This window comes from Streptomyces sp. RLA012 (assembly GCF_056270325.1).
The window spans coordinates 10,494,198-10,518,572 of sequence record NZ_JBWDPA010000002.1 but is presented as its reverse complement, the minus strand read 5'-3'; the positions used below and the strand labels follow the sequence as shown (position 1 = coordinate 10,518,572).

Below are 24,375 nucleotides of genomic sequence, written 5' to 3'. Positions count from 1 at the left end.
GGAGGGGTGGACGGGGTGGTGGGGATGTGCCTCAGGGGTGGCGGGGGCTCACCACGGCGGCCGGTATCCGGTGGTGAGCTTGTCCTTCCGGTGCCGCCACTTCGGCTCCTTGTCCACGGTCTCGATGGTCAGCGACCTGAGTCTGCGGATCACCGCGCCGTAGGCGCCGCTGGCCTTGGTGGACAACTTGGCGCCCGGGGGTTCGTCCATGAACGGCATGAACTTGTCGGGGAAGCCGGGCATGGTGCAGGCGATGCAGATGCCGCCGACGTTCGGGCAGCCACCGATGCCGTTCATCCAGCCGCGCTTGGGCACGTTGCACTTGACCACGGGGCCCCAACAGCCCAGCTTCACCAGGCACTTGGGCGAGTCGTACGTCTCGGCGAACACGCCCTCCTCGTAGTAGCCCGCCCGGTCGCAGCCCTCGTGGACCGTGGCGCCGAACAGCCAGGACGGGCGCAGCTTGTCGTCGAGGGGGATCATCGGGGCGGAGCCGGCCGCCTGGTAGAGCAGATAGGTGAGCGTCTCGGCGAAGTTGTCGGGCTGGATCGGGCAGCCGGGGACGCACACGATGGGGATGCCGGCCTGCGACTTCCAGTCCCAGCCGAGGTAGTCGGGCACGCCCATCGCGCCGGTCGGGTTGCCCGCCATGGCGTGGATACCGCCGTACGTGGCGCAGGTGCCGATGGCGACGACGGCCAGCGCCTTGGGCGCGAGCCGGTCGATCCACTCGCTGGTGGTGATCGGCTGGCCGGTCTCCGGGTTGTCGCCGAAGCCGCACCAGTAGCCCTCGGGCTTGATCGACTCATTGGGGATGGACCCCTCGACCACCAGCACGAACGGGTCGATCTCGCCCCGCTCCCCCTTGAAGAACCACTCGATGAACGTGTCCGCGCCGCCGACCGGGCCGCACTCGAAGTCGATGAGGGGCCAGTGCACGGCGATCTTCGGCAGGCCGGGCAGCTCGCCGAGCACGATCTGCTCGATGCTGGGCTGCATCGCGGCCGTGAGCGCGACGGAGTCGCCGTCGCAGCTGAGTCCTGCGTTGATCCAGAGGATGTGGATCGTGGGCGTCTCGCCGACGGGCGCACCGCCGGCGTCCGTCGCGCCGGCCGTACTCGGTGTCGCCGCTGTCATGGGACCGCCTCCTCGGGGAGGTGAGGGATAAAAGGCCGCATTTCGACCATCAGCTCTCTTGCTACCAGCCCCCGTCCCCAGTGAGAGGTCATCCAGGGCCGTTCCGGTGACACGGGCTGTGTCGGAGGTGCCGCGGCGTGGACGCCGGTCGTTCCTTGTGGACGAACGCGCGCCGCAGCGCGTGGTAGGGAGCTTCCGGGTCGTCGAAGGTGCGGCGCATCCGGGCCAGCTCCCGCTCCCGGAAGGCGGCCAGGGGCTCACCGCACTCCAGACGGTCCAGTTCCGCCTTCTTCGCGGCGATCCGGGACCGTGATCCGGGCAGTTCCGCCAGCCGGGCCGCGAGGCGGCCGACCTCCGGGGCGAAGTCCTGCGGAGCGCAGTCGACCACCCGGTCGACGAGCCCGAGGTCGCGGGCGCTCACGGCGCTCATCGGCAGGGCCTCGCGCAGCAGTCGGTCGGCCGTCGCCGTTCCCACGCGGCGCGGCAGGGTGTACGTCCAGTACTCCGATCCGTACAGACCCATGAGCCGGTAGTGCGGGTTGAGTACGCAGCCGGTGCGGCACCAGACCTCGTCGGCGGCGAGGGCGAGCATCACCCCGCCCGCCGCGGCGTTGCCCGCCACGGCCGAGATCACGAGCCGGTCCGTGGTGGTCAGGATCGCCTCGACGAGGTCGTCGATGGCGTTGATGTTGGCCCAGGACTCGGCGGCGGGGTCCTCGGCGGCCTCGATGGCATTGAGGTGGATGCCGTTGGAGAAGAAGTCCCGCTGCCCGCCCAGCACCAGCACCGAGGTGGGCCGGGCGCAGGCCTCCCGGTAGGCGTCGAGAAGGCGCCGGCACTGCGCCGTGCTCATCGCTCCGCCGGGGAACGAGAACGAGAGGAAACCGGCACTCCCGTCCTCCCGGTACTCGATCTCCGTCCATGTGCGCCGCCGGGGGTCCGCGGAAGTCGGCGGGGGGAGTTCCGGCAGCCGCGGCAACCGGTCGCCGAGGGCCTGTACGGCGGGCAGTTTGAAGGTGGGCGGCTGTCCCGGACCGCGTCGGCGGCGCAGTTCGGGGATCCAGACGGCGCCGTCCTTCGTCGCCCGGCAGACCGCCCCGGCCCGGGTGGCCAGCAGCTCCCCCGGGGTGCCGCGCAGGCCGCCCTCGGGGTGGCCGCCGTGCAGGTACCACTCGGCGCCGAGCAGGACGTCCAGTACACCGGGCTGCGAGTCCGCCGCGCGCAGCTTGCGCAGGACGGTCGCCGTGCCGTCCGCGTCCCAGTCGATCCGCCGGGCGCCCTGGTCGAGGTACGGGCGGCTGCGCACCGCGGTGTCCGGTGCCCGTGCCGAGCCCTGGGCGCGCGGAGTGTAGGTCCCGGAGGCGAAGCGCTCCACGGCGAGCAGGACGGCCGACAGCGCGGCGTCGGCGATCTCGCCCCGGTACAGGTCGCTCTTGCCCACCGGCGGGAGCGGGCAGGCCACGGACGCCCAGACGTCTCCGGCGTCCATTTCCTCGTCCGCCTGCAGGACCGTCACACCCCACCCTTCGGCGCCCTCCTGGATCGCCCGGTCGAGCGAGGACGGCCCCCGGTCCCCGAAGGGCCCCGGGTGGACGATGAAACACGGGTACGCGGCCCACACCTCCCGGGGGATCGCCGTCCTCAGCATCGGCGCGAGGACGAGCCGCGGCGCGTGCCGCCGGACGGCCTCGGCCAACGGACGGTCGGGCAGGGCGAGTTCCACGGCGACCGTGTGCCCGTGGTCGCGCAGCTCGGCGTGGACGCGCTGGGTGAGGCTGTTGAACGCGCTGGCCACGAGCAGGATGTGCACGGCGGGCTCCCGGCGGCGGACGGTGCGGGCGGCGATGCCCCGGTCGACTGCGATGCTCGGACACGCCGAACCGCCCGGCCCCGGCGACAGGCGGTGGGGTCACCCGAAAGCGGGTGCCCGGCCGCCACCCGGCGGCGCGGGGCGGGGTACGCCCGGGTACCACTCGGTGATCAAATGGGATGTAGCGTCGAACGCCTTCGCAGGACACGGTGGTTCGACCGTCGAGGGACCGTCCAACCGGAAGGGATCGGAATCGATGAACTCGGAATCGACGAACGACGTCACGGCCGAGGAACAGATCGGCTCGCTGAAGGAGGCCGTCGGGCGGTACGGCATCTGGAGTGTGGGCCTGCGGTCGGAGGATCCGGAGCGACAGGGGGAGCTCGCCGAGGCCGCGGCCGAGCTGGAGCGACTCGGCTTCGGCGCGGTCTGGCTGGGCGGCAGCAGCACCGCGGGCAACGCGGCGCCGCTCATCGCGGCGACCGAGCGGCTGATCGTGGGGACCAGCATCCAGAGCATCTGGACGCACGAGGCCTCCGAGAGCGCGGCGAGCTTCGCCGAGCTGGAGGCGGCCCACCCCGGCCGCTTCGTGCTCGGCCTCGGCGTGAGCCACGCCAAGCTCGCGGACCAGTACCGTCGGCCCTACGCGAGCATGGTCGACTATCTGGACACCCTGGACGCGGCGGGGGTGCCCGCAGGGCGCCGGACACTGGCCGCCCTCGGCCCGAAGATGCTGGGCCTGTCACGCGACCGGGCCGCCGGGGCGATCCCCTATCTCGTGACACCCGAGCACACCGCACAGGCCCGCGAGATCCTGGGCGAAGTCCCGCTGCTGGCACCGGAGTTGAAGGTCGTCCTGGAGACGGACCCGGACCGCGCCCGTTCCTTCGCCCGGAGCAGCCTCGGTCCCTATCTTTCGATGCCGAACTACACCAACAGCTTTCTGCGGCTGGGCTTCGCCGAGTCCGACTTCGCGGCCGGCGGCAGCGACCACCTCATCGACATGCTCTTCGCCTGGGGCGACGAGGACCGCATCCGCGCCCGTGTCAACGACTTCCACGAGGCGGGCGCGGACCACGTGGCGCTCCAGGTGGTCGACGACCAGTCCCGCGACATCCTTCCGCGCGAGGGGTGGCGCCGCCTCGCCGCCCTCCTCGCCTGATCCACGCCGCACCCACGCCGCACCCGGGGTGAACGCCGCGGGTGCGGCGCCCGCCCTGGCGGCACGACAAAATCGCGTGCGCCGGTTTGCGGAGTCCATCTCGTGGCCACACGGTGATGAAAGGTGCGCCGACCCGGCCGCACGCCTCTTTACCGGCGCGTTCGAGAGGGAAGCGATTGTGATGATCAAGGGCAGTGCCAGGACGCAGCAGATCAAGGGCAAAATGAGGGAGACCCTCGGCAAGGCCCTGGGCGACAAATCCATGCAACGGGCAGGCCGCAGCGAACAGCTGCGCGGCAAGGCCCATGAGATGACCGAAAAGGCCACGGCCCAGATCCGCAGGCGGATCAAGCACTGACAACGGGTGCCGGAGCGGCCACGGGCCGTGCGAGCACGACTGCCCGGCGGACGGCTTCCGACGCACGGCGACGGCTTCCGGCGGACGGCTTCCGGCACACGGCGACGGCTTCCGACTTCCGGCGGACGACTTCCGGCGGACGGCTTCCGACTTCCGGCGGACGACTTCCGACTTCCGGCGGACGACTTCCGACTTCCGGCGGACGACTTCCGACTTCCGGCGGACGACTTCCGACTTCCGGCGGACGACTTCCGGCGGACGGCTTCCGACTTCCGGCGGACGGCGGACGGCTTCCGGCGGCCGGCGGACGGCGGACGGCTTCCGGCGGACGGCGGACGGCTTCCGGCGGACGGCGGACGGCTTCCGGCGGACGGCGGACGGCTTCCGGCGGACGGCGGACGGCTTCCGGCGGACGGCGGACGGCTTCCGGCGGACGGCGGACGGCGGACGGCTTCCGGCGGACGGCGGACGGCTTCCGGCGGACGGCGGACGGCGGACGGCTTCCGGCGGACGGCGGACGGCTTCCGGCGGACGGCGGACGGCTTCCGGCGGACGGCGGACGGCTTCCGGCGGACGGCGGACGGCTTCCGGCGGACGGCGGACGGCTTCCGGCGGACGGCGGACGGCGGACGGCGGACGGCTTCCGGCGGACGGCGGACGGCTTCCGGCGGACGGTCTACCGCTGGCCGGGCCCGCCGGCAGGGGCTCGTCGGCGACCGACCGTACCGACCGGTCCGGGTACTCCGGCGAACACCGTTCCGGGTGCCGGGCCGGCGAGGAGCATGGGCGGGCCCGCACACAGCCGCGTTGCCGGGTTCACCGGGCCGGGTCCGAGGGGCCCGGAACCCCTGACGGAGGGCACCGAGCGCCATGACTCCTCAGCATCCCGCCGACCGCGGCGGCGACCGACGCGGCAGATTCGAACGGTTCGCCGAGGCCACATCGACGTTCACCAGTTCACCGCTCTTCTTCGCCTTCTGCCTCGCGCTGGTGTCCCTCACGGTCGCCGTGCACTTCGCCGGATTCCCCGTGAAGTGGTTCCTCCTGGCCGGCGAAGCCATGACCGCGGTGACGCTCCTGCTCCTGGCCCTGCTGAAGAACTCGGAACTCCGGGCGGAGCGAGCGATCCAGCGCAAGCTCGACGCGATCGCCGCCGCGCTGGTCGAAGCGCAGGAGGGCAGCCCCGGCAAGGCGCACGAGAGGCTCAAGGCCGTGATCCGGCTGGAGGACGAGATCTGAGGTTCTACCCCTGACTCCGTGACGTGGCGGCGCGGGCCTCGTCGTCGGCGTTCGCGACTCGGAGTTGCAGGTCGACCTCCTGGTCACCGGAGGAGGATCCGGACACCTGGACGGCGAAGGCCGAAGCGAGGGCTCCCCGCAGCCGGTCCACCGCCACCGGAGTGCCCTGGAGTTCCATGGTGACCGGACCGGTCAAGGACGTGTCGGCGGCAAGCGCGGCGCCGCGCGACACCAGAAAGGTTCCGGTCCATGTGTCGGGGCGGGCACTCGTGTCCTGTCGTGGCGTTTCGCCGCCGTGCTCGGCCGTGAAGCGCGTGCTCAGCGTGCGCAGGACGGTGTCCGCGTCGGAGGCGGAGCAGGTGTCCAGTACGACCTGGACCAGATCCTCGGGGAAGTCCTGCCGGGCAGTCGGTCCGGCGGACAACGAAGCGTCGTTCACGGTCGCCTCCTGTGATGTCGGCCCATCGGCATGACGTACCGGGTGGCCGCTCCCTGCCACGGCCATACCGATTTGCGCCATATTCACCGCTTTTCCCATCCCCGCGCTCCGAAACATCCGCGGCGTCAAAGGGCCCACCAGCAATACAGACGGTTTCCCGCCGAGCGCGCCCGGTCGGCCAGGCCCGAGAGGAGGTCCACCATCTCGGCCGCGGTCTCGGCGGTGACTCCGTGCTGTCGAAGTTCGTCGGTCTCGGACCACCGCCCGGCGGCTTCGGCCGGCGCGGTCCGCGTCGCCGAGGCCAGTGCCTCCCACAGGGTGTCGGACACGCTCATGATGAAGGCGCTCTCGGCTTCCGGGGACGAGAGCAGTTGCCCGGAGCGAGGGCGCTGGGACGCCTCCTCGTAGGTGCAGCCGCTCAGGATCGCTTCGAGCCGAGCCATCGCCACGACCGGATCCACGCCCTTGAGCGACACCACGTCGAAGACCGAAGGAGCCGGCCCACCGGGCTGCTCAAGAACGCGGACAGCCGTGTCGTCGTCGGGAGCCGCGAAATAGTCGCACATCACCATGCGGCGATACTCGCATCCGGCACCGACAGGGCCCCGCCCGAGCTGCCAAGGAACTCGGTGACGCCGGAGCGTCGAGCCCTCGATACGCACATTCGGGGTCCGGTCCGGTCAGGCGTCCAGGCCGCCTCGCTCGACGAGTTGGCCGACGATGACGTTGCGCTGGATCTCGTTGGTGCCCTCTCCGACGATCATCAGCGGGGCGTCGCGGAAGTAGCGCTCCACGTCGAATTCGGTCGAGTAGCCGTAGCCGCCGTGGATGCGGACGGCGTTGAGGGCGATCTGCATGGCCGTCTCGGAGGCGAACAGCTTCGCCATGCCCGCCTCCATGTCCACCCGGCGGCCGGCGTCGGCCTCGCGGGCCGCGTGCAGGGTGAGCTGACGTGCCGCGGTCAGTGATGTGGCCATGTCCGCCAGGTAGTTGCCGATCGACTGGTGCCGCCAGATCGGCTTGCCGAACGACTCCCGTTGCTGCGCGTACGCGAGGGAGTCCTCCAGGGCCGCCCGGCCGACGCCGAGCGCACGGGCGGCGACCTGGAGCCGACCGGTCTCCAGCCCCTTCATCATCTGCGCGAATCCCCGGCCCTCCACCCCGCCGAGTACGGAGTCGGCGGGCGCCCGGTAGTCGTCGAAGGACAACTCGCAGCTCTCGACGCCCTTGTAACCCAGCTTGGGCAGGTCGCGGGAGACGGTGAGTCCGGGGCCGTGCCCGACGAGAAGGATGGAGATCCCCTTGTGCGCGGGCGTCACGTCCGGGTCCGTCTTGCACAGCAGGGCGATCAGCCCGGACCGCCGGGAATTGGTGATCCACGTCTTCGAGCCGTCGACCGCATAGCCGCCTGGGACCTTGCGGGCGACCGTGCTCATCGCCTGGAGGTCGGACCCGCCACCGGGTTCGGTCAGAGCCATCGTCGCCCGGATCTCACCGGTGGCCATCCTCGGGAGGTAGCACCGCTTCTGTTCCTCGGTGCCGAAGCGCAGCAACAGTTTGGCGACCACGGTGTGGCCGCCCATCGCACCGGCCAGGCTCATCCAGCCGCGGGCGAGTTCCTCCGTGACGAGGACGTAGCACGAGGTGGAGACCGGTGTGCCGCCGTACTCCTCGGGGACGGCCAGCCCGAAGACGCCGAGCTTCTTCATCCGCTCGATCAGGGACTCGGGGTAGGTGTTGGCGTGTTCGAGCTCCCGTACGACGGGCTTGACGTCCTTGTCCACGAACTCGCGCACCGTGCCGACGATGAACCGCTCGTCCTCGGACAGGATGTCCAGAGTGCTCATGCTGTGCGGCTCCTTGAGGAAGGGATACGGGGCGGCCTGGCCGTCAGACGACCCCGTCGGCCCGGAGGGCGTCGATGTCGGCCGCCCGGTATCCGAGCCCGGCAAGGATCTTCTCGGTGTGCTCGCCGACGGCCGGGACGGCGTCCATCCGGGGTGTGATGCCGCCCAGATCCACCGGCGGCAGGAGGGCGGGCACCACGGCCCCCGGAATGTTCACGTCGCGCCAGCGGCCCCGCGCGTCGAGCACGGGATGGTGGAGGAACTCCTCGACGTCGTTGACCCCGGCGTTGGCGATGCCCGCCACGTCCAACAGGCGGCCCGCCTCCTGGCTGTCCAGCTCGCGGAACCGCTCGGACACGAGGGCGTTCAGCTCGTCCCGGTGCGCCACGCGGTCCGGGCCGGTGGCGAAGCGCGGGTCGTCGGCCAGTTCCGGTCGCCCCAGGAACCGCTCGCACAGGGCGAGCCACTCGCGCTCGTTCTGGATCGAGAACAGGACTTCCTTGCCGTCGCCCGCGGTGTAGGCGCCGTACGGGGCGATGGTGGCGTGCTGTGTGCCGACCCGCGGTGGCTGGGTGCCGCCGTGGCGCGTGTAGTACGCGGGCTGGCTCATCCACTCCGCCAGTGCCTCGAACAGCGAGACCTCCACGGGACGAACGACGCCGGTCGTCGCCCGGGTGAACAGGGCCGTGAGGATGCCCGAGTAGGCGTACATCCCGGCCGCGATGTCGGCGATCGACACCCCCACCCGGGCGGTCTCCTGTTCGGTGCCGGTCAGTGAGACAAGCCCGGTCTGGCACTGCACGAGCAGGTCGTACGCCTTGCGGGCGGCCCATGGTCCGCTGGTCCCGTACCCCGAGACGGTGCACGGGATGAGGGCCGGGAAGCGTTCCGCCAGGGCGTCCGCCGCCAGCCCCAGACGGGCGGCCGCGCCCGGTGCGAGGTTCTGTACGAACACGTCGGCCTCACCGAGCAGTCGCTCCAGGATGTCCCGGCCGCGCGCCGCCTTCAGGTCCAGGGTCACGGACTCCTTCGAGCGGTTGAGCCACACGAAGTAGCTGGACTCGCCGTGCACGGTGGTGTCGTACCGGCGGGCGAAGTCGCCCCCTCCGGGGCGCTCCACCTTGATCACGCGGGCACCGAGATCGGCCAGTTGACGCGTGGCGAACGGCGCCGCCACCGCCTGCTCGACGCTGACGACGGTGATCCCCGAAAGCGGAAGCTCGGTCATCGGGCGGCCTCCACACGGCTGGCTCGGCTGGCTCGGATTTACTCGATCGGGCGGCTCTTCACCATGCGTCCCCTCATGTACGGGGTGTCATACCATCATGGGCACTCATGTACGCGTCCGTGAAATAGCCAGGCGTGATGAAGCCATGCCGGATACCGATGGCCGGATGCCGATGTCTGGGTGCGGACAGCCGGGTGCGGATGTCAGGGAGAGCAGGTCGTGGACGTCAGACAACTCAAGGCACTCGTCACCGTCGCAGAGGTGGGCAGCGTCACGCGAGCCGCGGAGCTGCTGCATCTGGTGCAACCCGCGGTCACCCGTCAGATCCGCACACTGGAACAGGAACTCGGGGTCTCGCTGTTCGAGCGGACACGGCAGGGCATGCGGCCCACGGAGGCCGGCACGATCATGGTCGATCGCGCTCGCCGCGCCCTGAACGAACTGGAACGCGCGCGTGCGGAGGTCCAGCCGTCTCCGGACGTGGTGACCGGCATCGTCACCGTCGGCCTGCTGGAGAGCGCCACCGACCTGTTGGCGGAGCCGCTGGTGGCCGCGATCGCCCGCGACCGGCCCGGTATCGAGCTGCGCCTGATGACGGCGTACTCCGGTCATCTGCAACGGTGGCTGGACGACGGCGACCTGGACCTGACCCTGCTGTACAACCTGGCCAGCGGCCCCTCGCTGAACGCCCGCCCTCTGGTGCGGGAGAACCTGTGGGTGGTCGCGCCCCCTTCCGAGGCTCTGCGCGCCGACCACCCCGTCCCCTTCGCGCGGGCCGCCGCGCATCCGCTGGTCATGCCCGCTCCCGGCCATGCCCTGCGCAGCCTGATCGACGCCGCCGCCGGCCGGGCCGCGATCGAGATGGAGATCGCCGTACAGACCAACTCCATGCGGGTGCAGAAGCACCTTGTGGCGGCCGGTCACGGCTGGACGATCCTGCCCGGGGTGGGTATCGCCGAGGACGTGGCGCGCGGCGAACTCAGTGCCGCGCCGCTCTGCGAACCCGAGGTCTGGCGCTCGATCGTCCTGGGGACGCCGAGGACCGGGCGGACTCCGCCCGCGGTGGAGGTCGTCGCCCGAGAACTGGTCGGCCAGATCGAGTCGGCCGTACGCCAGGGCAGGTGGCCGTCCGCGCGGCTGCACACGGAGACCGCACCCTCCGCTCACGACTGATCTCGACTGATCATGACTGACGGCACGAGAAGCGGGTGTCGGCCCTCGCCCTCCCCACCGCGCGCCCAAGGACAGAAAAGGGACAGAAGGACGATGCAGCCCTCCCCGGCCTCGATCGGCTCGTATGTGGATTCATGGACTCCGGCACCGGTCACGGACGAAGACTCCCTGCCCGTCGGCCCGGTCGCGGCCCTCTCGGCGCTCCTCGACCTTCCGGATCCCGCCGCGCGGGCCGGAGACCCCCTGCCACCGCTGTGGCACTGGCTGTATTTCCTGAACTGGCCGCCGCAAAAGGATCTCGGAACCGACGGACACCCCCGCGACGGGCACTTCCTGCCACCCGTCCCCCACCGCCGGAGGATGTTCGCCGGAGGGCGCTGCGAGATCACGGAACCGCTCCGCCTCGACGAGCCGGCCGAACGCGTCAGCAGCCTGGGCGCCGTGACCGCCAAGCACGGCAGCACGGGTGAGCTCCTGTTCGTCACCGAACGCCGTGAATTCCGGCAGTACGGCCGCACGTGCCTGGTCGAGGAACAGGACATCGTCTACCGGTCCGAGCGCCGCTCCGCCGGGCCGAGCCCGGTCGTACTCGACGAGTCCGCGGTCCCGGAGGCCGAGGACGCCTGGCAGGTTCCGCTGCGCCCGGGCCCGGCACTCCTGTTCCGGTTCAGCGCCCTCACGGCGAACGCGCACCGTATCCACTACGACGCGCCGTACGCCAGGAACGAGGAGGGCTATCCGGGCCTCGTCGTGCACGGGCCGCTGCTGGCCGTGCTGATGCTCGAACTGGCCCGCCGCAACGCCCCGGGGCAACAGGTGCGCTCGCTGTCCTACCGGCTGCGACGGCCCGTGTTCGCCGGCGAGCACGTGCTGGCCTGCGGTACCCCCGCCGCGGGGCGGGCGGAGCTGCGCGTCGCCACCCGGCGGGAGGCACGGCACGCCTCCGCCGAGGTGACCTTCGCATGACCGGTGACCGCCTTCAGCCGGGCCTGCGTCCGGGCCGCGAGCAGCACCCGGGCGCCCTCGCGGGCGAACAGCCGAGCCGCCGTGGCGCCGCGGCCGCCCATTACTCCGACGATCCCGAGGTGACCGAGCCGGTGGGTGAGCTCCTCGCCGGCAGCGAGGAGTTCACCCGGCTGTGGGCCTCCCACGCCATGTGTGCCGAAACCACCCTGCACAAGACGCCATGGACGTGTCCCGCTCAACCACACCGATACGCCGGGGGTGTGACACGCCTGGTCAGCGGGACGTGCCGAAGTCCTGCGTCCAGTAGCTGCCGGGCTGCGCGAGGCCGACGCCGATCTCCTTGAAACCGCAGTCGAGGATGTTGCGCTTGTGGCCGGGGCTGGACATCCAGCCCGCCATGACCTGCTCGGGGGTGGAGTATCCGTAGGCGACGTTCTCGCCGTAGGCACTCCAGGTGTAGCCGGCCGCTGTGATCCGTTGGCCCGGATCCGAGCCGTCGGAACCCGTGTGCGACATGTTCTGGTGGCTCGCCATGTCCGCGCTGTGATCCTGGGCGGCCTTCGAGAGCTTCGCGTTCAAGGTCAGGGGGGAGCAGCCGACCTTGCCGCGCTCGCTGTTGACCAGGGTGACGACCTGGGCCAGGGCGTCGGATGCCGGGGTCGCCGCGGCGGAGGTGCTCGGGGACGCCGTGGCGGTCGCGGTGGGCGCGGAGGGGGCCGTTGAAGCGGGCGCCTCGGGCGCAGCGGTCGCGGTGGGGGCGGACGCGGCCGATGAAGCGGGCGCCGGGGACTGCGGGGTCCACGTGCCGCCCTTCCCCCACTGCCCCGTGGAGGCGTTCTTCCAGTTCTTCCACTGACCGCCGGATGCGGCATCGGTGGAGGTCGGATCGCTGCTACAGGCTATGGCGGCAGTCGGTATTGCCAGCGCGCTCAGTGCGACGGCAGCGATGGTCATCTGCCGGTAGCGCGTCGTCCTGCGGTGCTTGCTCATGCGGGCCTCGCTCGGTCGTGGCAGGGGCGTCTCCGGTGGGTCGGCTCTGCACGGACGATGTGCCTGAGCTGCGGTGACACCTTGTGGGGCCGTCATTGTTAAAACCTGAGTGAGTGTGCGGCAACGAGCGCCACTACTACCCGGCCCCGTAGCCCTCCACCGCCCTTGAATCGGGCGCACGGGTGTGCTGACCCGGCTGACCGGAGCGCGGCGACATCTGTCACTCCGTCAGGAGGCCCCATCCGCCCGGCGAGCGGAGCGACGGAACCGCGTGAAGTGCATGCCATCGAGTCATGTGCACCGTATGCCTGTTTCGGGGCGGCAAATCCGGCTATATCGCCCACAGGTCATGTACTACCGAAGCACGTTGATACGAGTTGCCGACGTGATGGATGTCACTGCGAGCCACTGCAACCATTCCCGCCGGAGGTGCGAGCGCCCCCGATGGTCGCGCCCCCGGCCCCAGTCCCGAGCAGGGCCTCCGCCCTCCGACGGCTATCCGGCGGTCGACGCGTTCAGATCACGGTTGACGGCGCGGGCAGCGCGCTCGACGGTCGCGACGCCGTCGCTCATCGTTCGGTTGTCCTGCGAGAGCACGGCCATTCCGTAGTCATGACCGCCGCCGGTGAACACACCGACGCTGTGCACCCGCCAGCCGTGGGTCGCACGCGACAGCCAGCCGTTCTTGACCTGGACGGTCGCCGTCGCGGGGGCCCCGGCCGGCGCTCCCCACCGCTGCTCGGGGATGACTCGGCTCATCAGGCGGAGGGCGTAGGCACGGGCATCCCGGTCGAGGACCGAGTTGTCCGAGGTGAGCAGCCGGAGCAGCTTCACCTGGTCGTCGGCCGTGACCTGGGTGCGCCCCCAGTAGCCCTTGGGCCCGGGGACGGTGTCGTGCATTCCCGCCACGGTCAGGAAATGCCGGATGCCGGCGGGGCCGACCTCGCGCCACAGGGCGTTCGTCGAGTCGTTGTCCGACTTGGTGATCATGGCGGTGGTCAACTCCACCTCGCGCGGGGTCAGACCCCTGTGCTGCTCCATGGCCTGACGCAGCAGCGCCCCCAATACCGTGACCTTGACCACGCTCGCCGAGTCGAAGGCGGTATCCGCCCGGAACGTGCACGACGTCGCCGTGGTGCGGTCGTACAGGGCGAGCGCCGAGGCGCCGTCGCGTCCGTGGAGGGCACCGGCGATGTCCTGCGCCAGTCGGCCCGCCAGCCCCGGCCGCTGCGAGGTGCACCGCACCTGCGAGCCGCCCACGGCGGCGGTAGCGGTGGTGCTCGCCTGCGCCGGAGCGGCGGCGGCGAGCGCGGCGAACACGGTTCCGGCGGCCAGCGTCGCGGCGAGTCCTCGCCGCGCGCGGCCCAGTATGTGCGTTCCCGGCATGGAGGTTCCGTCCTGCTCTGTGTCTGCGGTCGGTCGCATCGACAGTGCGCGGAAGAGGCCTTCGATGCGTTCTCTGGCAGGCGAACCGGAAGCGTCCCAGTTCCCCGAACGACGGCGACGCTACAGGGGCGGAGAAGGCAGTGATGCCCGGGATTTATAGATATGTCCGTATTGGGCGTTTTTTAGTGGTGTGACATTCATCAACCCATTCATCCGGCCATGGCGACCAGGGCTTGCCGGGGCGTGCCTGTCGCGGACGGTGCGCCCCGTACGGCGGGGCGCACCGGGTATGTGGTCTTCGCCGGATCCACCACTGGATCCCCCAGCACGATCCGGCCCGCCGCGTGCAGTGCGTCGCACTCGTCGGTGGGCAGGGCCACATGGCAACCTCCGCGCCCGGAACCGGAACTGACGGGTTGCCAGTAGCCGTACCGGCGACGCCCGTTGGCGTGCACCGTGAGGCAGACGGGAACGCGCTGCACGGTGATGAGACGCAGAACCTCGGCACCGCCCGGGCTGAGGGGAGCGGGCGTGCGCGGGAGTGGTCGGAGCATCGTCAGCGGTCTCCGTTCAGGGCTCGCGGCACGGCGCGGCGGCGGAGGGCTGGCGTCATGTGCGGGCGGCCTTTCGACGGACGGGTTCGATCAGATACCGCTGAGAGCGGTGACGTTCTCGCTGCTCAGCATTGTTGCGGATGGCACTGACAACGCGTTCGCGGCCGCTCCGGACGACTCCCCCGGATCCCGCTCACCGGTGGTGGGGCGGCGTCTGCACGCGAGGAGTGTCACCAGGGCAGGAAGGCGTGCACGTCCTTCCCGTCGGGCCGCACCACGACACTCACCTGAAGGCAGAGCGCATGGATGAGGTACCAGCCGATTCCGCCCGCGCCGCGGGACGGGTCGACTCGACGTGGCACGGGGGGCGTGGTGCTGCTGTCGCACAGCGTCACCTGCACGCCGTCGAAAGTGGGACGCATCCGGAGTTCGAAGGGACCCGGCGCGTACTGCACCGTGTTCGCGGCCAGCTCCGTCACCACCAGCAGAATGTCGTCCCGCTGCTCGGCCGATCCGGGGGGTGACGCCCGCGCCAGCTCCCGCAGATAGCCCTCCGCCGCGAGGCGCGCATCGGTCACGTTGCGCAACCGACCGGGAAACGTGCTGGTGAGGCTCCCGGACTCCTCGTCCGACAGTTGCTTGTCCCCACTCGGATCGTTGTCCATCGCCCCTCCCCGGTCTCGCCGCCGGGATGTCTCCCTGCTTCGTGCTTCGTGCTTCGTGCTTCGTGCCTCGTGCCTCGTGCCTCGTGGCTCGTGGCTCGTGCCTCGTGCTTCCGGCTTCCGGCTTCCGGCTTCCGGCTTCCGGCTTCCGGCTTCCGGCTTCCGGCTTCCGGCTTCCGGCTTCCGGCTTCCGGCTTCCGGCTTCCGGCTTCCGGCTTCCGGCTTCCGGCTTCCGGCTTCCGGCTTCCGGCTGGCGGCTGGCGGCTGGCGGCTGGCGACGGGTGTCCGCTTCGCACCACGGGCGACACTCACTCTTCGCGCCAGATCGCCTACGTACCGGTGCCCCAAAACCTCCGGGCGACCGTACGTCGCCGCAGCGCGCGCCGTTCCGCCTCGCTCATCCCGCCCCAGACGCCGATGGTCTGGCCCGTGTCGAGCGCCCAGCGCAGACACTCCTCTCGGACGGGGCAGTGCCCGCAGACCGCCTTCGCCTCCTCGATCTGCGGAAGCGCGGGGCCTGTGGTGCCGACGGGGAAGAAGAGATCGGGATCGACGGTCCGGCAGGCCGCGGACTCGCGCCAGTCGTCCATGAGGGGCCTCCTGTGATGCGATGGCGTGTTCGTGAAACTTCGGTCCCCCTCCGGGTCACCTTGATCGCACCCGCGAAACAGAAGGTTTTGCAGGGGCAGCGCTGCTTGAACGTGAAACAACGCGCACGGCCGTGCGCGGGCAGGCGGCCGACGGCGCCCGTCCGGCGCGGTGGAGACGCCCCGGTGGCAGGATGGGAGCACGGATGAGCGCCGCCGGCGCTTCGACGAACGAGCAGGTGGCACATGGCGCACGAGCCCGGCGAGGTCTGGGAGCAGTTCGCCGTCGCTCTCGCGGAAATGGCGCGGGATCTGCTGGCCCAGGACTCGGTCCAAGGCACCCTGGACCGCATCGTGGAGCATGCGACGGTGCTGATCAACGGATGCGACGACGCCGGCATTCTCACCGTACGACGGGGTGAAGTGCACGCTCTTGCGGCGACGAGCGACGTGGTGCGCCGTGCGGACCGGATCCAGCAGGATCTGCGGGAGGGGCCGTGCTTCGACGCCGTGACCGACCGCCGGCAGATCTACACCATCGAGGACCTGCGTCAGCCGCATGAGCGCTGGTCCCGGTTCGCCCCCGAGCTGAGGAAACTGGGCATGGGGAGCATGATGGGTTTTCTCCTCTTCACCGAGGACGACGCGCTCGGCGCCCTCAACCTGTACTCCCGCGAGCCGGGCACCTTCGACGAGGCCGCTCAGCGCGCCGGCTGGATCCTCGCCTCGCACGCGGCCGTGGCCTTCTCCGCCGCCCGTACGCATCAGCAGCTCGGTCACGCCCTGGAGACCCGTCACGAGATCGGCGAGGCCATGGGCATCCTCATGGAGCGCTACGAGCTGACCGAGGACACGGCTTTCAAGTTGCTCAAGAAGGCGTCCCAGGACCACAACATCAAACTGCGCGAGATCGCCCGCCGCATCTGCGAGACCGGCGAGAAGCCCGGCTGACCACCCGTTGCGCGGGCGGGGGTCGCTGCGCGACGATCACCGAAGTGTCGGCGCTACCACTGGTAGGGGAGGTACTTGCCGTCGAGGGTGATGACGACCCGGTCGCCCGCGGGGTCGGGCACGCGCCGCACGTCGAGGCGGAAGTTGATGGCGCTCATGATGCCGTCGCCGCACTGTTCGTGGATGAGTTCCTTGATGGTGGGACCGTAGACCTGAACGACTTCGTAGAGCCGGTAGATCGTGGGGTCCACGGGGACGGCGGCGTCCAGGGCTCCTCGGGTCGGCTGGAGCTGGAAGGCGAGCGTGGCGTCGTCGCCGAGTTCGAGGAGCGCCGCGGCCCGCGCCGCCTCGTCCTTGCCCATGGGGTGTTGGCCCAGCAGGGCAGCCGTGGTCCAGGCGAGCGGTTTACCCACGGCTTCGGCCAGTTGAGCCCATGTGATTCCGGTCCTCACCTTGGCCTGACGGACGGCTTCGGCGGCTTCGCGCTTGCTGAGCATGCACATCTCCGTTCCCGGGCAACGGTCCTGACGACACCTCGCGCCGACTGTAGTGCCCCGACGGTTCGGTCGGGACGAGGTGGGTGGGCGGTGCGCCGCCAGGCCTCAGGTGGTGCGCTGACGGATGAGGGCTCGGGGCCCTGTGCGCGGGGAGAACGGATCCGGTGCGCGGAGAGTAAAACCCACCCGGGACTCCGTCCTACACTGAGTTCCCCATCACGCCGAAGCGAGTTCCCTCGGGGTCCGGACGACCGTGTTCTCGTCGGATCCCCGGCGTGGAGCACCCGACAAGGAGCGCGTATGTCCGATGAGGCGATGGGTGACGACGTCTACCAGCCGGACGGGTCCGAGGTACAGGACGACGCCGGATTGCTGGACGTCTCCGACACCCTCGACGACCGGGGTGTCGACGAGGCCCTCGACGAGGGCTACTCACCCCCGGAGAGGCCCTGGGGGGTGGAGCACACCGGCGTCACGGCGGCCGAGCGGCAGCACGGGGAGAGCCTGGACGAGCGGCTCGCCGAGGAGGTGCCGGACATCGCCGTCCAGGACGGCGACGGCATCGGCGACCTCTGGGACGGTGACGGTGAACTCGTCGACGACGAGGTCGGAGACCAACGGGCCGGCCGCCTCGTGGCGCCGGACGAGGGCGCGCACGAGGACACCGAGAAGGACCTGATCGCCTACGACACGGGCATCGACGGGGCGGGTGCGTCGGCCGAGGAGGCCGCGATGCACGTGATCCCGGACTCCGAGTCCTTCTAGACCCTCCACTGGACCGGTCGAGGCTAGACCCGCCACTGGACCGGTAGGAGCCGCCGGCGGCCGCGCAGCCGCCATGACAACGACGGAGAGTTCATGGACGCACGGACGTGGGACGCGCTGGTGGAGTCGATGAAGAGCGCCTACACCACAGGCCTCGGCGAGGGCTCCGTACCGCGCCCGGTCATCATGCCGCTGGTGCGCGGCGAGTTGGTCGGACTGATCTGGGTGCGCCCGATCGAGCCCGGCGACGACGCGCTCAACGGGATCGCCGAGCTCTCGAACATCGCCGCGGCGGCCGGCGCCGACGAGGTCGTCCTCGCCTGGGAGACCCACGACGTCGCCACCGCCTGCCGACTGCCGCTCGTCGGCCCGGCGCCATGTCTGAACATGGTGCACGCCACGAAGGACGGTCACGTACTGCACCGGTTCCCCTACACCGCACACCTCCCCGCCCCGTCCCCCGGGGGCCCCGCCCCGGTCGAACCCGAGTGGCTGCCCGCACTTGAGCCGCAACCGGGCGGCGAGTTGGTCCCACCGGTCCGGGCCGCGGTCGACTACTCCTTCGTCCCGCTCGAACTGGACCACCCCTCCCCGTTCGGCGTCACCGTCGTCCTCATGGAGGAGGACGGTTACAGCGTGCGCCTGGCCGAGGCGTTCGCCGGCGGCTGAGCAGCGTCCGACGGCACTCGTGGGTCATCCTGGAGTGGGTGACCGCGGCCTGAGGGCACCGTCCAAGCCCTCAGGCGCCGCCCGGTCCCACGTCGTGGCCGTGACCCCGCGTTCACGCAGTTCCGCCTTGCGCACCTTGCCCGTCTCGGTGAGCGGCAGCTCCGCCACGGTCTCGATGTAGCGGGGAACGGCGAAGACGGGCAGCTCGCGCTCGCAGTGCCGTACCAGGTCCAGGGGATCCAGTGCGAGACCCGGCCGTGGGAGTACCGCCACCATCACCTCGTCCTCGGCGAGCTCCGAGGCCACCGGGAAGGCCGCGGCGTCGGCTACCGCGGGATGGGCGCGGATCGCCGACTCCACCTCGTACGAGGAGATGTTCTCGCCGCGCCGCCGGATGACGTCCTTGACACGGTCCACGAAGCGGAACCAGCCGTCGGGTTCGCGCACGACCCGGTCGCCGGTACGTCGCCAGGAGGCGGAGGCCGGCTCGGGTTCCCCCAAGTAGCCGTGGGAGAAGGCGAACGGGCGGTGGCTGCGGACGACCAGCTCGCCCGGCGTGCCGTCGGGGACGGGGGCGAGGTGTGCGTCGACCACGCGCGCGGAGAAGCCGTCGCGCAGCGTGCCGACGTAGCCGGGCCGCTGGTCCTCGGGGGTCGATCCGATGACGAGGTTCGTCTCCGTGGAGCCGAATCCGTCGACGAGCGTGACCCCGAAGCGCTCGCGGAAGGGCTGCCAGGCGCCACCCGGGGTGGCCGGGGAGAGACCACGCCAGGCCCGGTGCGCACGGTCCTGGGGGCCGGGGGGCTGTGCGAGGAGCATCGGCACCATCGCGCCGAGCAGGTAGACGGCGGTGGCGCCGGACTCGACCACCCGCTCCCAGTACCGCGTGGCGGAGAACCGCTCGTCGATGGCGCAGGTCGCGCCCACGGTCAGGGCGTGTGCCAGCGTGTTGAGGGCGTTGGTGTGGAAGAGCGGGAGACAGGTGTACAGGACGTCGTCGGCGGTGAGCCGCAGCGAGTCCGCGACGTTGTGGCCCCACCAGACGGTCTGGGCGTGCGGGCAGCGCACCCCGCGCGCCATGCCCGTGGTGCCCGAGGTGAACAGGACGAAGGCGGTGTCGTACGGGCGTACCGGGGCCGGCGCAAGCGCGCGGGCCTGGCCCGGTGCCGGGACATCGTCCTCGCCCACGGTCCACAGCGTGCCCCGGAAGCCGGCCTCGACCACGCGTCCCGCCGTTTCGGGCTCCGCGAGCAGGTACGCCGGATCCGCCTCGCGCAGCACGTGCCGCAGCCCGGCCCCGCGCAGACCGGTGTTGAGGGGGACCAGGACCGCGCCGAGCCAGGCGCAGCCGAGGATCAGGTCGACGAACTCGATCCGGTTGCCGGCCATGACGGCGACACGGTCACCCGGGCCGCAGCCGCGCGCCGCGAGTGCTCCCGCCATCGCAGCCGCCGTCGCACGGGCCTGCTCGTACGTCAGCGTCGCGTCCCCCACGCGCAGGAAGACACGGTCGCCGAACTCCTCGGCGGCCGCGTCGAGGAGCCCGGGAAGAGTGCCAGGAGGTCTCTCAGGAACAGGAAGAAGACCGGGAGCGAGGCCGGGAGCAGGGCCGGGAACCGGGCTGGTCACCGCAGGACCCCGGCGTCCCGCAGGCGTTGGATCCGTTCCGCCGGGAATCCCGCCACCTCGCTCAGTACGGCATCGGTGTCGGCGCCCAGTACGGGGGCGGGTTCGCGGATGCCGCCGGGTGTGCGGGTGAGACGGATCGGGACACCCTCGTGGAGGTAGGCGCCCGCCACCGGGTGCTCCCCGCGCACGTAGAAGCCGCGGGCCCGCAACTGCGGGTCGTGCTCGACGAGTTCGCGGCCGTCCTGCACGGCTCCGGCGGGGACCCCGTGTGCCTGCAGCAGTTCGGCGGCGGCATCGGCGGGCATCGTGCGGGTCCATCCGCCCAGGGCGTCGTCGACGAGGGCGGACGCGTGTCTGCGCGCCGGTGCCGTGCGGGTCCGCTCGTCGGTGGCGAGTTCAGGGCGGCCGATCACCTCGCACAGCGCCGCCCACTCGGTGTCGTCGCGCACGCTGACGGCCAGCCAGCGGTCGTCGCCCAGGCACCGGTAGACGCCCTGCGGGCTCCAGGTGGGGTGGGTGTTCCCGGTCGGGCCCGTCCCCGGTCCGGCGAGCAGACTGGTGCCCATGTGGGCGGCGATCGCCTCCAGTTGGGACAGGTCGATGTGCTGGCCCCGGCCGGTCTCGGTGCGGTGTTCCAGCGCGGCGACGGTGGCGAGCGCCGCGTGCAGACCCGCGACGATGTCCCCGTGGCCGTAGATCACCCCGACCACGTCGTCCGGTCCCCAGCCGGTCAGCCCGGTCAGCCCGGCGCTCGCCGAGACCGTGTCGGCGTACGACACCCAGCCGTTGCGCGGTCCGGTGTGTCCCATCCCGGACATACTCACGTACACGATCCCCGGGTTGATCCGGCGCAGCTCCTCGTAGCCCAGGCCGAGCTTCGTCATGACCGTGGAGCTGAAGTTCTCCACGAGGACGTCGCAGTGGGCGATGAGTTCCCGCAGTACCTCGACGCCTTCGGCGGTCCGGGTGTCGAGCGCGATGCCGCGCTTGTTGCGGTTGACCTCGTTGAAGTAGCCGTTGGTGTTCGGGTCCGTGTGGGGGCCCCGGGAGAGGTGCATGAAGGGGGCGAAGCGCGTGGGGTCGGGTCGGCCCGCGGACTCGACCTTGATCACTTCGGCGCCGTGGTCGGCCAGCACCTTGGTGCAGTAGGGCCCGGCCAGCACCCAGGTCAGGTCCAGGACGCGAATGCCGTCGAGGGCGGGTCGCACGGAGTCCCGCGGCGCGGCGACCGGCCGGGGCGCGCGCGGCTGGTCGAGCGATCCCTTGCCCTCGCCGAGCAGTCCCTGGTCCTCGTCGAGCAGTCCCTGGTCCTCGCCGGGCCCCGCCACGGCGAGTTCCGTACGGCGACGGCCTTCGGGGAAGGCGAAGGGGAATCCGAGGTCGGTCCGCTCCCCCCGCGGCGTCCGTACCCGGGTGAAGAAGTCGCGGGCGGCGAGCTGCGGGTTGTCCGGCAGTTCGTGCGGCAGGTCGACGGCGGCCCAGGGCAGTTTTCTGGCCTGGGCCAGCTCCGCGAACTCGGCCTTCGGCCACCGGCCCGCGAAATCCTGGACCACCTTGAACACATGCTCCTGGTACTTCTTGCGCTCGACCGGATCCTGCCAGCGCGGCTCCGCGAGGTCGGCCTCGGCGCCCTCCTCGCGCAGCCAGTCGAGCAGTGCGTCCCACATCCGGGGGCTGCCGCCGAGCCCGCCGCCCAGATGACCGTCGGCGGCGCGGAAGAGCCCGTGCGGTACGAGCGGATGCACGCGTCCGGGGCGCGGCGGCACCCGGTCCTCGTGCAGATAGGCGAGTGCTCCGGCCTCCAGCGCCGCCGCCGCGCAGGCCTGCGCGGAGACGTCGACGAGTTGCCCGGGCCCCGTGCGCCGGGCGCGCAGCCCGAGCAGGGCGGCGATCGCCGCGCCCACGCCCGCGAGTTGTTCCGCCTGGTTCTCGGGCAGCCGCAGCGGCGGGCCGTCGGGGTCGCCCACCTGCGCGAGCATCCCGCCCAGCGCCGCGACCACGAGGTCGGTGCCCTGCCAGTCGCTGCGCGGGCCGACCAGCCCGAAGGGGGTGACCCGTACGTGTACGAGATGGTCGAGGCCCTCGGCGATCGGCTCCGCGCCCGCGGTGGTCCCGTCGAGCAGCACGTCGGCGCCCTCCAGCAGACGGCGCAGCCCGGCGGCTCCGTCGGGCGTGGCGGCATCGAGGGTCACGGAGCGTTTTCCGGCGTGCCAGTGGACGAAGGCGTCGTCGCCCGGTTCGTGTCGGCTCGGGTCGCCTTCGGGGGGCTCGACCAGGATCACCTCGTAGCCGAGGCCGACCAGCAGTCGTCCCGCGAACCGGGTGAACGGGCTGGAGAGTTCGACGACTCGGAGCACTTTTCCTCCCGGAAGGGTCAGTGGTGGCGCTGGTTCAGGAAGCCGGTGACCACGCGGTGGTAGTCGTGCGGCCGTTCTTCCTGGGGGTGGTGGGAGGCCTCGCTCATCACGTGCAGATTGCCCCGGGGCACCATGCGGGCCAGCATCAGCGGATAGTCGGGGGTCAGGAACGCGTCGTACATGCCCCACAGGAAGAGCGTCGGCGCGACGATCCGGCCGAGTTCGGCGGTGAGGTCCTGCCAGTCGCCGCGCGGGTTGTCGGAGGCGCCGGCGAGCGCGGTCTCCTCGGGGTCGAGGCTCTGCTCGTAGCGGAGGGTCACGGTGGCGTCGGGGACGGCGTCGGGGTTGTACCACTCCAGACGTGCGATCAGCTCACGCATCTTCTGCCAGGAGGGGCCGGTGCCGCCGTAATAGATGTCGCGGGCGTTGCGTCCTCGGCGGCCGCCCTCCGGAAGGGGGGCGAGCGGGCCGTGGAAGACGGGCATGCTGCCGGTGATCACCAGCGACCGTACGCGCTCGGGGTACTTGGCCGCCAGGTTGAGCGCGATGGTCCCGCCCCACGAGTTGCAGACGAAGTCGGCGCGTTCGATGCCGAGGGTGTCGAGGAGCGCGACGGTCTTCGCGGCGTGGTAGTCCCACATGGGGCCCTCGATGACGGGCTTGGCGGACTTCCCGTACTGCAGGATGTCGACGAGGAGACACCGGCGGTCGGCGGCGAACAGCGGCGCGACCTGCCCGAAGTCCGACCAGCCGGTGCAGCCGGGGCCGCCGCCGTGCAGGAACACGGTCGGATTGTCCTCCCCCACCAGCTCGACGTAGTGGTACTTGACGCCGTCCGCTTCCGCGTAGGTGCCCTCCGGGGGCACCTGGATGTCCATGAGGTCCATGTCCCGATGGTGGGACGGCGGCGATCTCCGCCCAAGCGGATCGGTCCGCTGAGCGGGCCGGTTCCATGGCGGCCGACGGGGGCGGTCCTTAGCGTCCGGGCACGGGATCACCGCGGAGCAGGGAGGCGGCACATGTCCAGGAGCGCCGATGTGGAACTGGCCGAGGAACGGGCCCGGGCGTCGATCGGGAGCTGGGAACGGCGGTCGATGGGTGTCGTACGGGCCGAGGACGCGGCGGAGTTCGCCAGGGCGGCCGGAGAGCGTGCACCGCGTCTCGTCGATCCCGCCCGCGCCGACTTCACCGTCCATCCGATGTACGCGGTCAGTCTGTTGCGCGGGGCGCCCGGGGCCGATGCGGCGGAGTTCCGGCCCGACGGCATGTACCGCGACGAGGTCCCCGGTACCGCCGGGCTCGACGTCCGGCTCATGGCGGGCGGCCAGGACGTGCGCTGGAGGGGCGAGGTGCGGCCCGGTGACCGGATCGAGATGCGGCGCGTGCTCACGGCCGTGGAGCGCAAGGGCGGCGAAGAGGGATTCCTGCTGCTCACCGTCGAGAAGACGTACGGCGCGGCGCGCGGCACACTGCTTGAGGTCACGGAGAGGTTCATCGTCCGATGACGGATCATGTGCGGCGGGTCGTGGTGGGCCAGGAGGTGCCGCCGGTCGAGCTGACGCCCGACGCGATCACCCTGCTCCGCTTCGGCGCGGTCACCCGCAACGCCCACCGCATCCACTACGACACCGGGTTCGCCCACTCCGAGGGGCTGGCCGGACCGGTCGTCATGGCACAGCTCCACGGCTGTCTGTTCCACCGTGCCGCCGCGGAGTTCGCGGGTGCGGGCGGGCAGGTGCGGGAGGTGGGGTGGCAGAACCGGGCGCCGGCGTACGTCGGTGACCGGCTGGTGGTGACCGGTTCCGTGCGGTCGGTGGACCCGGTCGGCGGTGAGGTCACCCTGGACCTGGTCGAGCACTGCGGCCCCGGCGGCGTGGTGTGCTGCCGGGGCCGTGCGGTGGTCGTCCTGGGGTGAGGTCTCTCAGCGCAGTCACTCTCCGCCCAGTCACTCGCACCCCGTTTACTCGCC

The 24,375-nt window shown here is 71.1% G+C and carries 26 protein-coding genes; 11 read left to right on the top strand and 15 right to left on the bottom strand.

What is annotated here, in order from left to right:
* Positions 1 to 48: 48 nt before the first annotated feature.
* Complete coding sequence (locus RV986_RS47925) at positions 49 to 1,137, bottom strand: NADH-quinone oxidoreductase subunit B family protein (RefSeq protein WP_475923374.1); 1,089 nt, start codon at positions 1,135 to 1,137, stop codon at positions 49 to 51.
* 88 nt (positions 1,138 to 1,225) lie between these two features.
* A complete protein-coding gene (locus tag RV986_RS47920; RefSeq protein ID WP_475923373.1) occupies positions 1,226 to 2,947 on the bottom strand; it encodes an enoyl-CoA hydratase-related protein in 1,722 nt (573 codons plus the stop codon).
* A gap of 256 nt (positions 2,948 to 3,203) precedes the next feature.
* Here RV986_RS47920 and RV986_RS47915 point away from each other — a divergent pair, with 256 nt between their 5' ends.
* From RV986_RS47915 to RV986_RS47905, 3 genes are all read left to right on the top strand, one after another.
* A complete protein-coding gene (locus RV986_RS47915; protein WP_475923372.1) occupies positions 3,204 to 4,109 on the top strand; it encodes an LLM class F420-dependent oxidoreductase in 906 nt (301 codons plus the stop codon).
* A gap of 28 nt (positions 4,110 to 4,137) precedes the next feature.
* Positions 4,138 to 4,467: a CsbD family protein gene (locus RV986_RS47910; RefSeq protein WP_475923371.1), complete on the top strand. Its 330-nt coding sequence runs from the start codon at positions 4,138 to 4,140 to the stop codon at positions 4,465 to 4,467.
* A gap of 870 nt (positions 4,468 to 5,337) precedes the next feature.
* Positions 5,338 to 5,706 (top strand): low affinity iron permease family protein, encoded by a 369-nt coding sequence (locus RV986_RS47905; RefSeq protein WP_475923370.1) that lies wholly within the window; start codon positions 5,338 to 5,340, stop codon positions 5,704 to 5,706.
* 4 nt (positions 5,707 to 5,710) lie between these two features.
* On the opposite strand, the gene RV986_RS47900 is transcribed toward RV986_RS47905, so the two are convergent.
* The 4 genes from RV986_RS47900 to RV986_RS47885 all read right to left on the bottom strand — a co-directional run bounded on the left by RV986_RS47900 (position 5,711) and on the right by RV986_RS47885 (position 9,220).
* Complete coding sequence (locus RV986_RS47900; protein WP_475923369.1) at positions 5,711 to 6,145, bottom strand: hypothetical protein; 435 nt, start codon at positions 6,143 to 6,145, stop codon at positions 5,711 to 5,713.
* 125 nt (positions 6,146 to 6,270) lie between these two features.
* Positions 6,271 to 6,717, bottom strand: a complete 447-nt coding sequence (locus tag RV986_RS47895; RefSeq protein ID WP_475923368.1) for a hypothetical protein — start codon at positions 6,715 to 6,717, stop codon at positions 6,271 to 6,273.
* A gap of 108 nt (positions 6,718 to 6,825) precedes the next feature.
* The gene (locus RV986_RS47890) at positions 6,826 to 7,992 is read right to left on the bottom strand and encodes an acyl-CoA dehydrogenase family protein (RefSeq protein ID WP_475923367.1); all 1,167 of its coding nucleotides are present in this window, start codon (positions 7,990 to 7,992) and stop codon (positions 6,826 to 6,828) included.
* A gap of 43 nt (positions 7,993 to 8,035) precedes the next feature.
* On the bottom strand, positions 8,036 to 9,220 hold the full coding sequence (locus RV986_RS47885; RefSeq protein WP_475923366.1) for a CaiB/BaiF CoA transferase family protein: 1,185 nt from the start codon (positions 9,218 to 9,220) through the stop codon (positions 8,036 to 8,038).
* Between the two features lie 219 nt (positions 9,221 to 9,439).
* On the opposite strand from RV986_RS47885, the gene RV986_RS47880 reads away from it, so the two are divergent.
* The 3 genes from RV986_RS47880 (at position 9,440) to RV986_RS47870 (ending at position 11,703) form a co-directional block, all read left to right on the top strand.
* Positions 9,440 to 10,393 carry a LysR family transcriptional regulator gene (locus tag RV986_RS47880; protein ID WP_475923365.1) on the top strand — a complete coding sequence of 318 codons (954 nt, stop codon included), beginning with the start codon at positions 9,440 to 9,442 and terminating at the stop codon, positions 10,391 to 10,393.
* 93 nt (positions 10,394 to 10,486) lie between these two features.
* The gene (locus RV986_RS47875; RefSeq protein ID WP_475923364.1) at positions 10,487 to 11,359 is read left to right on the top strand and encodes an HTD2 family dehydratase; all 873 of its coding nucleotides are present in this window, start codon (positions 10,487 to 10,489) and stop codon (positions 11,357 to 11,359) included.
* A complete protein-coding gene (locus RV986_RS47870) occupies positions 11,356 to 11,703 on the top strand; it encodes an MmyB family transcriptional regulator (protein ID WP_475923363.1) in 348 nt (115 codons plus the stop codon). Before RV986_RS47875 ends, RV986_RS47870 begins: the two co-directional genes overlap by 4 nt.
* Here RV986_RS47870 and RV986_RS47865 read toward each other — a convergent pair.
* The 5 genes from RV986_RS47865 to RV986_RS47845 all read right to left on the bottom strand — a co-directional run bounded on the left by RV986_RS47865 (position 11,633) and on the right by RV986_RS47845 (position 15,541).
* Positions 11,633 to 12,349, bottom strand: coding sequence for a CAP domain-containing protein (locus tag RV986_RS47865; RefSeq protein ID WP_475923362.1), 717 nt, complete (start codon positions 12,347 to 12,349; stop codon positions 11,633 to 11,635). The two genes, RV986_RS47870 and RV986_RS47865, sit on opposite strands and share 71 nt — an antisense overlap.
* A 495-nt stretch (positions 12,350 to 12,844) precedes the next feature.
* The gene (locus tag RV986_RS47860; protein ID WP_475923361.1) at positions 12,845 to 13,735 is read right to left on the bottom strand and encodes a serine hydrolase; all 891 of its coding nucleotides are present in this window, start codon (positions 13,733 to 13,735) and stop codon (positions 12,845 to 12,847) included.
* Positions 13,736 to 13,944: 209 nt separating this feature from the next.
* Complete coding sequence (locus RV986_RS47855) at positions 13,945 to 14,289, bottom strand: hypothetical protein (RefSeq protein WP_475923360.1); 345 nt, start codon at positions 14,287 to 14,289, stop codon at positions 13,945 to 13,947.
* Positions 14,290 to 14,519: 230 nt separating this feature from the next.
* Complete coding sequence (locus tag RV986_RS47850) at positions 14,520 to 14,954, bottom strand: ATP-binding protein (protein ID WP_475923359.1); 435 nt, start codon at positions 14,952 to 14,954, stop codon at positions 14,520 to 14,522.
* A gap of 326 nt (positions 14,955 to 15,280) precedes the next feature.
* A complete protein-coding gene (locus RV986_RS47845; protein ID WP_475923358.1) occupies positions 15,281 to 15,541 on the bottom strand; it encodes a WhiB family transcriptional regulator in 261 nt (86 codons plus the stop codon).
* Positions 15,542 to 15,784: 243 nt separating this feature from the next.
* On the opposite strand from RV986_RS47845, the gene RV986_RS47840 reads away from it, so the two are divergent.
* Positions 15,785 to 16,489 (top strand): GAF and ANTAR domain-containing protein, encoded by a 705-nt coding sequence (locus tag RV986_RS47840; RefSeq protein WP_475923357.1) that lies wholly within the window; start codon positions 15,785 to 15,787, stop codon positions 16,487 to 16,489.
* A gap of 53 nt (positions 16,490 to 16,542) precedes the next feature.
* On the opposite strand, the gene cynS is transcribed toward RV986_RS47840, so the two are convergent.
* Positions 16,543 to 16,986, bottom strand: a complete 444-nt coding sequence (cynS, locus tag RV986_RS47835; RefSeq protein ID WP_475923356.1) for a cyanase — start codon at positions 16,984 to 16,986, stop codon at positions 16,543 to 16,545.
* A 300-nt stretch (positions 16,987 to 17,286) separates the two neighbouring features.
* Between cynS and RV986_RS47830 the strand changes: the two genes are divergently transcribed.
* Complete coding sequence (locus tag RV986_RS47830) at positions 17,287 to 17,751, top strand: DUF5709 domain-containing protein (protein WP_475923355.1); 465 nt, start codon at positions 17,287 to 17,289, stop codon at positions 17,749 to 17,751.
* A gap of 93 nt (positions 17,752 to 17,844) precedes the next feature.
* On the top strand, positions 17,845 to 18,420 hold the full coding sequence (locus RV986_RS47825) for a hypothetical protein (protein ID WP_475923354.1): 576 nt from the start codon (positions 17,845 to 17,847) through the stop codon (positions 18,418 to 18,420).
* Between the two features lie 24 nt (positions 18,421 to 18,444).
* On the opposite strand, the gene RV986_RS47820 is transcribed toward RV986_RS47825, so the two are convergent.
* From RV986_RS47820 to RV986_RS47810, 3 genes are read right to left on the bottom strand one after another with little or no spacing between them, the layout of a single operon-like run.
* Complete coding sequence (locus RV986_RS47820) at positions 18,445 to 20,049, bottom strand: AMP-binding protein (protein ID WP_475923353.1); 1,605 nt, start codon at positions 20,047 to 20,049, stop codon at positions 18,445 to 18,447.
* Entirely contained in the window at positions 20,046 to 22,406 is a 2,361-nt protein-coding gene (locus tag RV986_RS47815) for a CaiB/BaiF CoA-transferase family protein (RefSeq protein ID WP_475923352.1), read from the bottom strand. Before RV986_RS47815 ends, RV986_RS47820 begins: the two co-directional genes overlap by 4 nt.
* Before the next feature lie 17 nt (positions 22,407 to 22,423).
* Complete coding sequence (locus RV986_RS47810; RefSeq protein WP_475923351.1) at positions 22,424 to 23,293, bottom strand: alpha/beta fold hydrolase; 870 nt, start codon at positions 23,291 to 23,293, stop codon at positions 22,424 to 22,426.
* Positions 23,294 to 23,425: 132 nt separating this feature from the next.
* Between RV986_RS47810 and RV986_RS47805 the strand changes: the two genes are divergently transcribed.
* Positions 23,426 to 23,911, top strand: a complete 486-nt coding sequence (locus RV986_RS47805) for an FAS1-like dehydratase domain-containing protein (protein ID WP_475923350.1) — start codon at positions 23,426 to 23,428, stop codon at positions 23,909 to 23,911.
* Positions 23,908 to 24,321: a hotdog family protein gene (locus RV986_RS47800; protein ID WP_475923349.1), complete on the top strand. Its 414-nt coding sequence runs from the start codon at positions 23,908 to 23,910 to the stop codon at positions 24,319 to 24,321. Before RV986_RS47805 ends, RV986_RS47800 begins: the two co-directional genes overlap by 4 nt.
* The last annotated feature ends 54 nt before the right edge of the window (positions 24,322 to 24,375 follow it).

Bases quoted from the DNA above. Each gene is read 5' to 3' on its own strand.
- RV986_RS47925 (WP_475923374.1), bottom strand. From the start codon at position 1,137: ATGACAGCGGCGACACCGAGTACGGCCGGCGCGACGGACGCCGGCGGT.
- RV986_RS47915 (WP_475923372.1), top strand. From the start codon at position 3,204: ATGAACTCGGAATCGACGAACGACGTCACGGCCGAGGAACAGATCGGC.
- RV986_RS47905 (WP_475923370.1), top strand. From the start codon at position 5,338: ATGACTCCTCAGCATCCCGCCGACCGCGGCGGCGACCGACGCGGCAGA.
- RV986_RS47895 (WP_475923368.1), bottom strand. From the start codon at position 6,717: ATGGTGATGTGCGACTATTTCGCGGCTCCCGACGACGACACGGCTGTC.
- RV986_RS47890 (WP_475923367.1), bottom strand. From the start codon at position 7,992: ATGAGCACTCTGGACATCCTGTCCGAGGACGAGCGGTTCATCGTCGGC.
- RV986_RS47885 (WP_475923366.1), bottom strand. From the start codon at position 9,220: ATGACCGAGCTTCCGCTTTCGGGGATCACCGTCGTCAGCGTCGAGCAG.
- RV986_RS47875 (WP_475923364.1), top strand. From the start codon at position 10,487: ATGCAGCCCTCCCCGGCCTCGATCGGCTCGTATGTGGATTCATGGACT.
- RV986_RS47870 (WP_475923363.1), top strand. From the start codon at position 11,356: ATGACCGGTGACCGCCTTCAGCCGGGCCTGCGTCCGGGCCGCGAGCAG.
- RV986_RS47865 (WP_475923362.1), bottom strand. From the start codon at position 12,349: ATGAGCAAGCACCGCAGGACGACGCGCTACCGGCAGATGACCATCGCT.
- RV986_RS47860 (WP_475923361.1), bottom strand. From the start codon at position 13,735: ATGCCGGGAACGCACATACTGGGCCGCGCGCGGCGAGGACTCGCCGCG.
- RV986_RS47855 (WP_475923360.1), bottom strand. From the start codon at position 14,289: ATGCTCCGACCACTCCCGCGCACGCCCGCTCCCCTCAGCCCGGGCGGT.
- RV986_RS47850 (WP_475923359.1), bottom strand. From the start codon at position 14,954: ATGGACAACGATCCGAGTGGGGACAAGCAACTGTCGGACGAGGAGTCC.
- RV986_RS47845 (WP_475923358.1), bottom strand. From the start codon at position 15,541: ATGGACGACTGGCGCGAGTCCGCGGCCTGCCGGACCGTCGATCCCGAT.
- RV986_RS47840 (WP_475923357.1), top strand. From the start codon at position 15,785: ATGGCGCACGAGCCCGGCGAGGTCTGGGAGCAGTTCGCCGTCGCTCTC.
- cynS (WP_475923356.1), bottom strand. From the start codon at position 16,986: ATGCTCAGCAAGCGCGAAGCCGCCGAAGCCGTCCGTCAGGCCAAGGTG.
- RV986_RS47830 (WP_475923355.1), top strand. From the start codon at position 17,287: ATGTCCGATGAGGCGATGGGTGACGACGTCTACCAGCCGGACGGGTCC.
- RV986_RS47825 (WP_475923354.1), top strand. From the start codon at position 17,845: ATGGACGCACGGACGTGGGACGCGCTGGTGGAGTCGATGAAGAGCGCC.
- RV986_RS47810 (WP_475923351.1), bottom strand. From the start codon at position 23,293: ATGGACCTCATGGACATCCAGGTGCCCCCGGAGGGCACCTACGCGGAA.
- RV986_RS47805 (WP_475923350.1), top strand. From the start codon at position 23,426: ATGTCCAGGAGCGCCGATGTGGAACTGGCCGAGGAACGGGCCCGGGCG.
- RV986_RS47800 (WP_475923349.1), top strand. From the start codon at position 23,908: ATGACGGATCATGTGCGGCGGGTCGTGGTGGGCCAGGAGGTGCCGCCG.